Origin of the sequence: Cryobacterium sp. TMT2-42-4 (genome assembly GCF_004402645.1) — a bacterium.
Classification (GTDB): domain Bacteria; phylum Actinomycetota; class Actinomycetes; order Actinomycetales; family Microbacteriaceae; genus Cryobacterium; species Cryobacterium sandaracinum.
Genome location: NZ_SOFT01000019.1, coordinates 84,373 through 96,401 on the forward strand (window position 1 = coordinate 84,373; position 12,029 = coordinate 96,401).

Sequence of the window (12,029 nt, forward strand, 5' to 3'; positions counted from 1 at the left end):
GCTACAGCAGCGCGTCGTCGTCGAGGTCGGCCGGGTCCACGACCAGCAACGGGGCGGATGCGACGCTGAGCGATTCCCCGTCCGGCGCCAGATCCACCCGCACCGTCTCGCCGTCCCGCACGGCGCCCGACAGGATCGCGGTCGCCAACCTGTCGTCGATCTCGGTCTGCATCAGCCGCCTCAGCGGGCGCGCACCGTAGATCGGGTCGTAGCCGCGTTCCGCCAGCCACGTGCGGGCATCCGGGGTCACGCCCAGCTCGAGCCGGCGCTCGATCAGCCGCTTCTCCAGCCGGTCGACAAGCAGCCCGACGATCTGGCCGAGGTCCTCCATCGACAACGATTCGAACACGACGATGTCGTCGAGACGGTTGACGAACTCGGGCTTGAACGTCTTGCGCACGAGTGCCTGCACGGCCGCCTCCTTCTCGTCCCGGCTGAGCAGCGGGTCGATCAGGAACGCCGACCCGAGGTTCGAGGTCAGCACCAGGATCGTGTTGCGGAAGTCCACGGTGCGGCCCTGGCCATCCGTGAGCCGGCCGTCGTCGAGCACCTGCAGCAAGACGTCGAAGACCTCCGGATGCGCCTTCTCCACCTCGTCGAACAAAATCACCGAATACGGGCGGCGGCGCACGGCCTCGGTCAGCTGCCCGCCCTGCTCGTAGCCGATATAGCCGGGAGGAGCCCCGACCAGACGGGACACGGAGAACTTTTCCCCGTACTCGCTCATGTCGATGCGCACCATCGCCTTTTCGTCGTCGAAGAGGAACTCGGCGAGCGCCTTCGCCAGCTCCGTCTTGCCCACGCCGGTCGGCCCGAGGAAGAGGAACGAACCGGTCGGCCGGTCCGGGTCGGAGATGCCGGCCCGGCTGCGGCGCACGGCGTCGGCGACCGCGCGCACGGCCTGCCTCTGCCCGACCAGGCGGTGCCCGAGCTCACCCTCGAGGTTCAGCAGCTTCTCCGTCTCGCCCTGCAGCAGCCGCCCTACCGGAATGCCGGTCCACATCGCGACCACGGCGGCGATGTCCTCCGCGGTGACCTGGTCACCGACCATCCGCGGCCCATCCTGCTCGGTCTGCTCCGCCTCGGCGAGTTCCCGATCGATCACCGGAATCTCGCCGTAGAGCAGCCTGGACGCTTTCTCCAGGTTGCCTTCGCGCTCGGCCACCTCGGCCTGGCTGCGGGTGCTCACCAGGCGCTTCCTCAGATCGCCGATGCGGTTGAGCGAGGAACGCTCCTTGTCCCAGCGGTCCTGCAGTTCAGCAAGGGCCACCGTGTATTCGGCAAGGTCAGCACGCAACTTCCCCAGGCGAGCCTTAGAGGCGTCGTCCTTCTCCTTTTTCAGCGCGAGCTCTTCCAACTCCAGCCTCTGCACCCTGCGACGCAGCTCGTCGATTTCCACGGGAGCGGAGTCGATCTCCATCCGCAGTCGGCTGGCCGCCTCGTCGATCAGGTCGATGGCCTTGTCCGGCAGCTGGCGGGCAGTGATGTACCGGTTGGAGAGGGATGCCGCGGCCACCAGCGCCGAGTCCGCGATCGACACCTTATGGTGGGCCTCGTAGCGCTCCTTGAGCCCGCGCAGGATGGCCACGGTGTCTTCCACACTGGGCTCGTCGACCAGCACCGGTTGGAACCGGCGCTCGAGGGCGGCATCCTTCTCGATGAATTCGCGGTACTCGTTGAGCGTGGTCGCACCGATCAGGCGCAGCTCGCCGCGGGCGAGCATGGGCTTGAGCATGTTGGAGGCCGCCACGGACCCTTCGCCGCCGCCGGCACCCATCAGGGTGTGCAGCTCGTCGACGAAGGTAATGATCTGCCCCTGCGCGTCGTTTATCTCCTTGAGCACGGCCTTGAGCCGCTCCTCGAACTCGCCGCGGTACTTGGCCCCCGCCACCAGGGCCGCCAGGTCGAGGGAGACCAGCTGCTTGCCCTTGAGGGAGTCGGCCACATCGCCGGCCACGATGCGCTGGGCCAGCCCCTCCACAACGGCGGTCTTGCCCACTCCCGGTTCACCGATCAGCACCGGGTTGTTCTTGGTGCGGCGGGTGAGGACCTGACTGACCCGCCGAATCTCCGCGTCCCGCCCGATCACCGGGTCAAGCTTGCCGCTCTGGGCGATCTCGGTGAGGTTGACGCCGTACTGCTCCAGCGCCGTCTTCGCTTCTTCCTGGGGAGGTTGCTGACCTGCTTGCATCGGAAGATCCTCTCTCGGGCCCGCCGCTCTCGCCGCAGGTCGATAAAAAGCTGAGCCTGTTGGACTCAAGTTTACGGGACATTGAGAAAACGCGCCAGCGGTCCGGGGACAACTCGGTGGTGCTGCGGCGGCGGTATCAACACGACCCAGTTCTGGTCCGGGGTATCCGAATTCCTCCGTCGGATGCCATACTTACCGAACAAAAGACCCGTTTCTACACTCAGCGCAGAGGATCAGGCCCGTGGCCACGCCCACCCTTAATAACTTCATCAACGGCCGCTTCGTCACTCCCGCCGGCACCGAGCTGCTCGACATCGTCGATCCCACAACGGGGCGCCGGGTCGCCCGGGCCCCGGTCTCCACCGCGGCCGACGTCGACGACGCGATGACCGCCGCAAAGACCGCCTTCCGCACCTGGGGCCGCACCACTCCCGCCGAGCGGCAGCGCGCGCTGCTGCGCCTCGCCGACGCGATCGACGCCGAGAGTGACGCCATCGTGGAGGCCCAGCACCGCAATACGGGCCAGCCCCGCGCCACGATCGCCGTCGACGAGGTCGCGGCCGGCGCCGATCAGCTGCGCTTCTTCGCCGGTGCCGCCCGACTGCTCGAGGGCAAGTCCGCCGGTGAATATCTACCCGGCATGACCTCCTGGGTACGCCGCGAACCGATCGGCGTGATCGGGCAGGTCACCCCGTGGAACTTCCCCTTCCTGATGGCCATCTGGAAGATCGGCCCCGCGCTGGCGGCCGGCAACACCCTCGTGCTGAAGCCCAGCGACACCACCCCGGAGTCGACCCTCGAACTCGCCCGGATCAGCCAAGGCATCCTCCCCGACGGCGTGATGAACATCGTGCTCGGCAACGGCGGCACCGGGGCCGCGATCGTCGAGCATCCAGTGCCCGGCCTGGTCTCGATCACCGGCAGCGTGCGGGCCGGTATGGCCGTCGCCGCCGGCGCCGCGAAGACGCTCAAGCGGGCACATCTCGAGCTCGGCGGCAAGGCGCCGGCCCTGGTCTTCGCCGGCGTCGACGTCAGCAAGACCGCCGCCGCCATCGCCGACTTCTCCTTCTATAACGCCGGGCAGGACTGCACGGCCATCACGCGAGTGCTCGTGCACGAGTCCATCCATGACGAGTTCGTCGACGCACTCGTCGCCGAGGCGCGCAGCCGCACTACCGGGTCGGCCGACGACGCCGACAACTACTTCGGGCCGCTCAACAACGTCAACCACTTCGGCGACGTCGCGCGCAAGGTCGCGGCCCTGCCCGACCACGCTGTCATTGCCACCGGCGGACACCAGGTCGGCACCGAGGGCTTTTTTTTCGAGCCCACGGTCGTCACGCAGGTGCGCCAAACGGATGCGATCGTGCAGGAGGAAACGTTCGGCCCGGTGATCACGGTGCAGCCCTTCACGTCGGAGGAGCACGCGGTCACGCTCGCGAACGATGTCAACTACGCACTCGCCTCCAGCGTGTGGACCCTCGACCACGCCACGGCCATGCGGGTCTCCCGCGACCTCGACTTCGGCGCGGTGTGGATCAACACCCACCTCCTGCTGACCGCCGAGATGCCACACGGCGGTTTCAAGCAGTCCGGATACGGCAAAGACCTGTCGATGTACGGTGTCGAGGACTACACCCGGATCAAGCACGTGATGAGCGCGCTGGAATAAACACGGGTCTCGACAGGCTCGAGCACCGCCAGGCTCGACCACCGCCTACGAGAACAGAGGCCCCTCGATGACTTTCCATCCGCTCGACCCGCTCTCCGCCGCTGAGTTCACCTCGATCGAGCTGGTCGAGCCGCCCCGGAGCGCCCCGCTCGACATCGGGCAGCCCGACGGCCCGAGCTTCACGCTCGACGGCAACCTGGTCGAGTGGCAGAGCTGGTCGCTCCGGGTGTGCGCCGGGCGAGCACGCCGGGCATGACCATGAACATGACCAGCCCGCCCGCCCATAATCCACACCACCATGACCACTGAGTGCGACACCCGTCGCGAACCGAGGGAGAAACCAGCGTGACCCGAGTAGCCAACTACGTCGTCGCATACGAAGCGACCGAACGGGGCAATGACACCGTCGAGCTGGGTGTCGCGCTGGCGCGCCTGACCCGCTCCGAGCTGCGTCTGTGCCTCGTGCTGCCACATCATTCATCCACCGTCCCGGCCCGGGTCGGTGCGTCCACTTCCCCCGACTACCAGGCTCTGCTCGAGGAGCAGGCCCTCGAGTGGCTGGAACAGGGCAAGGCCCTGGTTCCCGATGACGTGGTCGCCACCACGCATCTCCTCTACGCCGACTCCACCACGGAAGGCTTGCTCCAGGCCGCTCGCGCGTTCGACTCGGACCGCATCGTCGTCGGGGCCTCACGCCGCGGCCTGATGAACCGATTCACGATCGGCAGCGTGGCCAACGCGCTCCTGCACGCCTCGCCGGCGCCCGTCGCCCTCGCGCCCCGCGGCTACAAGGCTCCCGCGCAGCTGACCCGGATCACCTGCGCCATCGGTACCCGGCCGGGCTGGAAGACGCTGCTCGACTCACTGGTGGCCTTCTCGGAGGACCTCACGGTCGACCTGCGTTTCGTCACGCTCGTGGAGGTCGACGCCGGTCGTCGGCACCCGGTCGACGAGAGCGAGAGCCAGGCCCACCTCGACGGCGTCCTGGAGTACTTCCAGAGTCGGTCGAAGGCGCGCGGCACCATCACCACCGAGGTCGCGTCCGGGCACACCGTGGAGGCCGCGGTCGAGGCCCTCGACTGGCAGCCGTCCGAAATCGCCTTCGTCGGCTCCAGTCGGCTGGCTCAGCCCACCACGATTTTTCTCGGCATCACCGCGCACCGCATGCTGCACGCGCTCCCCGTTCCCCTCATCGTGGTTCCCACCGGCACTGACGCCCGTAAGCCGCACTGACCCTAAGGACAGTCCATTGACTAGCCAATCTCCCTCCTCGGGCTCCACGCCCGGCACCTCCACCCTCACCGGCGGCCTTTCCGAGAAGGGTCTCAGCGCCGGCTCCATCGGGCTTCTCGGCGCCACGGTCATCGGCATCTCGTGCATCGCACCGGCGTACACCCTGACGGCCTCCCTCGGCCCGACGGTCGCGGCCGTCGGCACCCAGATGCCGGGCATCTTCCTGGTCGGGTTCATCCCCATGCTGCTGGTGGCGCTCGGCTACCGCGAGCTCAACAACGCCATGCCGGATGCCGGCACCTCCTTCACGTGGGCCACCCGCGCCTTCGGGCCGTGGCTCGGCTGGATGGGCGGCTGGGGTCTGATCGTCGCTACGGTGGTCGTGCTCTCCAACCTCGCCGGGGTCGCCGTCGACTTCTTCTATCTGATGCTCGCCCAGCTTCTCGGCAACCCGAGCCTCGCCGACCTGACCAACAATGTTGTGATCAACGTGCTCACCTGTCTGGTGTTCATGGTGGCGGCCTGTTATGTCTCGTACCGCGGCATGGAGACGACGAAGGCCGTGCAGTACGTGCTCGTGGCCTTCCAGCTGATCGTGCTGGTCTGGTTCAGCGTCGCCGCCCTGCTGCAGGTCGCAGAAGGCACCGCCTTCGATGCCCTTGCGTTCAGCGCCGACTGGTTCAACCCGTTCCTCGCCCCGTCGTTCTCGGCCTTCGCGGCCGGGGTCTCGCTCTCGATCTTCATCTTCTGGGGCTGGGACGTCACCCTGACCATGAACGAGGAGACCAAGAACCCGAAGACAACCCCCGGGCGTGCGGCGACGTTGACCGTGGGCATCATCTTCGCGCTCTACATCCTCGTGGCGGTCGCCGCCCTGATGTTCTCCGGCATCGGCGCCGGCGAATTCGGGCTCGGCAATGAGGAGATCCAGGGAAATGTGTTCGCCGCCCTCGCCGGACCGGTGATGGGTCCCTTCGCCATCCTGATGTCGCTGGCCGTGTTGTCCAGCTCGGCCGCGTCGCTGCAGTCGACCTTCGTCGGGCCGGCACGCACCATGCTCTCGATGGGCCACTACAAAGCGTTCCCGAAGCGGTTCGCCTCAATCAGCCCGCGCTACAAATCCCCGGCCTTCGCCACCGTGACGGCAGGAATCGTGGCCTGGGGCTTCTACGCGATCATGCGCGTACTCAGCACCGATGTGCTCACCGACACGATCCTGACCCTGGGCATGATGATCTGCTTCTACTACGGGGTCACCGCGTTTGCCTGCGTCTGGTACTTCCGCGACTCGCTGAGCGGGCCCCGTGCCATCCTGCTCAAATTCCTGGCGCCGCTGATCGGCGGGGTCATCCTGCTGGTCATCTTCGCAACCACGCTCTACGACAGCATGAACCCCGACTACGGCAGCGGATCGAACATCGGTGGGGTCGGGCTCGTTTTCATCCTCGCGATGGTGCTGTTCATCGGCGGCATCGTGCTGATGCTGATCCAGCGCAGCGTCAACCCGGCCTTCTTCCAGGGAAAGACGTTGACGAAGGGGTCCTCGAAGGAACACGGGCACGTCGAGTAGCCCCCTGATGCGCCCGGCCGGGCCTGCCACGGCCGGGCACGGCAGTGCCGGACCGTGGAAGAATGGTTCCCGCCATGGCCCACACGTTCAGCTCCCACGACATCGCGCTCCTTGTGGGCAGCCAGGCGTTCTCACGCGGCGAACGCTACGCCCGCAACGGCCACGTTGAGGCCGAGACCTGGTTCGGCTCGAACACCCAGCTCTTCGGCATGGTGCGCGGTTCTCACCCGACGCCGTATTCGGTAACCGTCTCGTTCACCCTTGATTCCACCGGCGCCGCGGTGCGGGCATCCGGCGTCTGCACCTGCCCGATGAAGCGCAACTGCAAGCATGTCGCCGCGCTGCTGATCGAGAGCCAGGGCGGCGCCGTGGGCCGCAGCCTCGGCGGAATGCCGGGTGCCCCCGCCACCACCCTGGGCCGCGAGCCCGGCTCGGCCGTCGGCACCGCCGAGTTCTCCGCACGGCAAGCGTGGCGAAGTGCGCTGGCTCCTCTGGCGCGACCGGATGCCGCGCCGTCCGCAGACACCCGCCTCGCCCTCCAGTTCCAGCTTCTCGCTCCCGAGCACGGGCGTTTCGCCAGTCAGCCGGGGCTGCGCCGGCTGGCGGCGCGGCCCGTGATGATGGGCAAGCAGGGCAAGTGGATCCGGGGCAGCGTCACCTGGGAGAACCTGACCACCGACGGGTCGCTCGATCGTGGCCAGCTGCGGGTGCTCTCGGCGCTCTACGCGCTGCAGTTCGCGGCGCGCCCGTACTACGCCACCTCCACCCAGTGGATTCCGGTCGACGCTTTCCCCGACCGAGCGCTCTGGGATCTGCTCGACGACGCGGCGAACGCCGGGCTCCGCCTGGTCTCCGCCACGGCGCAGCAGGATCCCGTGCTCGTCTCGCCCGTTCCTGCGTGCCTCGAGCTGGACATCCGTCGTGTGTCCGACGGCCTCACCCTGCGTCCCCTCCTGCTGCTGGGCGACGAGCCGCAGGCGCGCGGCACATTCGGGTTCATCGGCAACCCCGCCCACGGCGTCTACACCTGGGCGGGCCGGTCTGGCAGTGACTCCCCGCAGATCACCCTCGCCCCGCTGTCAGGCGAGATCAGCCGGGAGCTGCGGGCCATGGCGGCCTCCGACACCATCGCGGTGCCCGGCGCGGACGAGGCCGACTTCCTGGCCGAGTTCTACCCGTTCCTTCGACACCGGGTCACCATGACCAGCCGGGACGAGTCGTTCGCCCTGCCCGAGACCCCGCAGCCCGTGCTGGCCCTGACCGTCACGCACCAGATGGATGCCCGCATCACCCTGCACTGGGCGTGGCACTACCCGGAATACCACCAGCCACTCCGCCCGGTGCCGGACGATGGCAGGTTTCGCGACGGCACCCGGGAGGGGCGGATCCTTCAGGACGTGCAGGCGCTCCTCACCTCCGTGCCGGCCCTGGTAGGGCAGCAGAGCGGCCTGCCGGTACTCATCGAGCGCGCCACCCTCGCCGGCACCGCCATGCTCGGCTTCCTCGACTCCGTGGTGCCGACCCTGGCGGCCGCAGACCACGTCACCGTGCTGATCGCCGGCGATGCCCCCGACTACCGCCAGGCCGACGAGGCGCCGGTGATCACCGTGGGCACCATCGAACGCCCGGATGACCGGGACTGGTTCGACCTGCAGGTAGCCGTCAGCATCGACGGCGAGGAGATCCCGTTCGACAGCCTGTTCCGGGCCTTGGCGGTCGGTCAGCAGCTGATGATCCTGCCCAGCGGCACCTGGTTCAACCTCGACCGCCCCGAACTGTACACGCTCCGCCGGCTGATCGAGGAGGCCCGAGGGCTGCAGGACGTCGGCGCCGGGTCCCTGGGGATCAGCCCGTTCCAGGCCGACCTCTGGGAGGAGCTGCAGTCCCTCGGGGTCGTCGCCGGCCAGGCGACCGCGTGGCGCGACACCGTGTCCGGGCTCACCGACGTCGCCCAGATTCCGGAACAGCCTCTGCCGGCCGGGGTCGACGCCACCCTGCGCGGCTACCAGCAGGCCGGTTTCGAGTGGTTGAGCTTTCTCTACGACCATCAACTGGGCGGCATCCTCGCCGACGACATGGGCCTCGGCAAGACCCTGCAGGCCATCGCCCTGATGGAACGCGTGCGGGAGCAGCCGGGGCAGAGCGCGCCGTTCCTGGTCGTGGCACCCACCAGCGTGGTCTCCAACTGGGCGGCCGAGTGCGCCCGGTTCGCGCCCGGCCTGCGGGTGGCCGCGATCACCGAGACCTCCGGCAAGCGCAGCAGCACCCTGGCCTCGCTGCACGGCGGCGCGGACGTCGTCGTCACCTCGTACACGCTTTTCCGGCTGGACTTCGGCGACTACGAGGCCCTGGCCTGGTCCGGGCTACTGCTCGACGAAGCCCAGTTCGTCAAGAACCGCAAGTCCCGCGCCCACCAGTGCGCCCGCCGCCTGGCCACCCCGTTCAAGCTCGCGATCACGGGCACGCCGCTGGAGAACAACCTGATGGAGTTCTGGTCGCTGCTCTCGATCACGGCACCGGGACTGTTCCCCAGCCCCGGCCGCTTCGGCGACTACTACCAGAAACCGATCGAGAAGGATGCCGACGGCGACCGGCTCGACCAGCTGCGCCGCCGCATCCGCCCGTTCATGCTGCGCCGCACGAAGGAGCAGGTGGCCGGCGACCTGCCCACCAAGCAGGAGCAGGTGCTTGAGCTGACGCTGCACCCGAAGCACCGCGCGGTCTACGACACCCACCTGCAGCGGGAACGGCAGAAGGTGCTCGGCCTGATCGACGACATGAACTCCAACCGGTTCGAGATCTTCCGCTCGCTCACCATGCTGCGCCAACTCAGCCTCGATGCCAGCCTCTACGATACGAAGTACGACGGCATCCCGTCGACCAAGCTCGACGTGCTCCTCGAACTGCTGGAGGACGTCGTCGCCGGCGGGCACCGCACCCTCATCTTCAGCCAGTTCACAAAGTACCTGGGCAAGGCCCGCGCACGCCTCGACGACGCGGGCATCAGCTATTCCTACCTCGACGGCAAGACCCGCAACCGGGCGCAGGTAATCGAGAGCTTCAAGACCGGCGACAATTCGGTCTTCCTGATCAGCCTCAAGGCCGGCGGGTTCGGCCTGAACCTGACCGAGGCCGACTACGCCATCCTGCTCGACCCGTGGTGGAACCCGGCCACCGAGGCGCAGGCCGTGGATCGCATGCACCGGATCGGCCAGACGAAAAACGTCTTCGTCTACCGCCTGGTCTCCCGGGACACGATCGAGGAAAAGGTGATGGCCCTCAAGGCCACGAAGGCCCGCCTCTTCGAGAGCGTGATGACGGATGGCGCCGCGCGCGGGACCGCCCTGACGGCCGCCGACATCCGTGAGCTGCTCGCTTAGCCCTCGCACCGGTACCCGCCCGCTGAGTCGCCCACGCTGGCGCCCGCACGAGTGCCCGCCCCGGGCACGCGAGTAGGCTTTCAGCTGCCGGTCACGAGACCGCCGTCCCAAGCAAGAGGTAACCGATGCCGCAGCACCGCCCGTTCGCTCCCGCCGAATCCACCGTGATCGGAGCCGAGGGCTGGCCGGCCGGGCTGGTCGCCGCCGTGCGCGCGTCGACCGAGGCGGCGGCACGCGCCACCCGCTCTTGGGTGGGTCGCGGGGACAAGTTCGCCGCCGACCAGGCGGCCGTCGCCGCCATGCGTGCCGTTCTCCTGGTCGCACCTTTTCGCGGAACCGTCGTGATCGGCGAGGGAGAGAAGGACCAGGCCCCCATGCTTGCCAACGGGGAGCAACTCGGCACAGGGAACGGACCGGACTGCGACATCGCAGTCGATCCGCTCGACGGCACGACCCTCGCCGCCCGGAACCTGCCCGGGGCGGTGTGCGTGATCGCCATCTCCCCCCGAGGCACGATGTTCGATCCCGCCGGTGTCTTCTACATGGAGAAACTCATCTCCGGCCCAGCCGGCCATGGCGTGCTCGATCTGCACGCCTCCGCCACCCGCAACCTCCGTGCGTTCTCGCTCGCCAGCGGCATCCCCGAGACCGCGCTCACCGTCGCTGTGCTCGACAAACCGCGCCACGGCGAACTCATCCGCGAACTCGAGTGCGCCGGAGCGCGCGTGCTCCGCACGGCCGAGGGTGACATCTCCACGGCCATCGCCGCCGCATCGACGGATGCCACGGTCGACCTCTCGATGGGTATCGGCGGTACCCCGGAAGGCGTCATCGCGGCCTGCGCCGTGCGCGCCCTCGGCGGCGTGATGCTCGGGCGGATGGCCCCGCAGAGCGAGCCCGAAGAGCGCGGCGCCCGGGCTGCGGGCCTCGACCTCGCCCGCATCTACGACGCAGCAGACCTGGTGGCGAGCAAGCACGTGCTTTTCGCGTCGTCCCCGGTCACCTGAGCCACCGCGCTCTGTTCCACAAGTCGAGCCGCCCGAGATTCGACCCGGTCGAGACCCGATTCATCTCACGACCTCGGCCCGAGGCAGAATAGAACGGTGAGTGCCACAACTACCTTCGCCCTGATCCGCCACGGCCAGACCGACTGGAATGCCGCTTTGCGTATCCAGGGTCACTCCGACATCCCGCTCAATGACACCGGGCGTGGCCAGGCAGCGGATGCCGTCGGCCACCTGGCCGCAGAGGAGTGGGACTTCGTTGTCTCCTCACCGCTCAGCCGCGCAGCCGAGACGGCCGATCTCATCGCCGAGGGCCTCGGCCTGACCGTCACCGGTCGCATCCCTGGGATCGTGGAACGCAACTACGGTCCCGCCGAGGGACTGGGCGCAGGCCCCGAGCTGGACGCGCTCCGCGTCCCCGGCGGTCCCACCGGAATCGGCGGCTTCCACGGCGCCGAAACCGAGGCCAGCGTCGCCGACCGCGGGGTCGAGGCCCTGCAACTGCTCGCCCGCGACCACCCGGGTGCTCGCATCATCGTCGTCAGCCACGGGACGCTGATCCGACTGACGCTGATGCGGGCGCTCGAGAAGCCCGTCGACACGATCAGGAACGCCTCCCTCAACGTCGTCGTCCATGACCAGGTCGGCTGGACCCTCGACATCCTCAACGGCGAGCCCGTCCCCTCCGACAACCTCCTCCCCACCAACTAGCAGCCGCCGGGCCCGCAGCCCGCATGACTGCTCCCGGAACGGGTCCACTCACCCGCGCTTGACGACGGCAGGCCCCCTCGCAGGGTGGCCCTCTGTCGTTGGTGCAGGTGTGCACCCTCGCACCAGGACCCGTGTCCCGGCGCGGCCTGGTTGGATCTCCTGAGTTGGCCACGACCGCTACCGGATGGTGTGCCCCGCCGGGTGGGTGGGGCGGGGTGGTGGTTAACGCACAATGGCCACCCGTGAGGGTGGCCATTGTGTGTGTTGC

At 68.2% G+C, this 12,029-nt stretch carries 8 protein-coding genes; 7 read left to right on the top strand and 1 reads right to left on the bottom strand.

What is annotated here, in order from left to right; genetic code table 11:
* Position 1 precedes the first annotated feature (1 nt).
* Positions 2-2,191: an AAA family ATPase gene (locus E3O18_RS06225; RefSeq protein ID WP_134393691.1), complete on the bottom strand. Its 2,190-nt coding sequence runs from the start codon at positions 2,189-2,191 to the stop codon at positions 2-4.
* A gap of 232 nt (positions 2,192-2,423) precedes the next feature.
* On the opposite strand from E3O18_RS06225, the gene E3O18_RS06230 reads away from it, so the two are divergent.
* The 7 genes from E3O18_RS06230 (at position 2,424) to E3O18_RS06260 (ending at position 11,761) form a co-directional block, all read left to right on the top strand.
* Positions 2,424-3,863 (top strand): aminobutyraldehyde dehydrogenase, encoded by a 1,440-nt coding sequence (locus tag E3O18_RS06230; protein WP_198410563.1) that lies wholly within the window; start codon positions 2,424-2,426, stop codon positions 3,861-3,863.
* A 67-nt stretch (positions 3,864-3,930) separates the two neighbouring features.
* Complete coding sequence (locus E3O18_RS16320; RefSeq protein ID WP_198410894.1) at positions 3,931-4,119, top strand: hypothetical protein; 189 nt, start codon at positions 3,931-3,933, stop codon at positions 4,117-4,119.
* A gap of 89 nt (positions 4,120-4,208) precedes the next feature.
* Complete coding sequence (locus E3O18_RS06240) at positions 4,209-5,096, top strand: universal stress protein (RefSeq protein WP_134393694.1); 888 nt, start codon at positions 4,209-4,211, stop codon at positions 5,094-5,096.
* Positions 5,097-5,112: 16 nt separating this feature from the next.
* On the top strand, positions 5,113-6,666 hold the full coding sequence (locus E3O18_RS06245; protein WP_166784886.1) for an APC family permease: 1,554 nt from the start codon (positions 5,113-5,115) through the stop codon (positions 6,664-6,666).
* A gap of 74 nt (positions 6,667-6,740) precedes the next feature.
* Positions 6,741-10,046, top strand: coding sequence for a DEAD/DEAH box helicase (locus E3O18_RS06250; RefSeq protein ID WP_166784887.1), 3,306 nt, complete (start codon positions 6,741-6,743; stop codon positions 10,044-10,046).
* A gap of 125 nt (positions 10,047-10,171) precedes the next feature.
* Positions 10,172-11,053, top strand: coding sequence for a fructose-bisphosphatase class II family protein (locus E3O18_RS06255; protein ID WP_134417730.1), 882 nt, complete (start codon positions 10,172-10,174; stop codon positions 11,051-11,053).
* Positions 11,054-11,149: 96 nt separating this feature from the next.
* The gene (locus E3O18_RS06260; protein ID WP_134417731.1) at positions 11,150-11,761 is read left to right on the top strand and encodes a histidine phosphatase family protein; all 612 of its coding nucleotides are present in this window, start codon (positions 11,150-11,152) and stop codon (positions 11,759-11,761) included.
* Positions 11,762-12,029 lie beyond the last annotated feature (268 nt).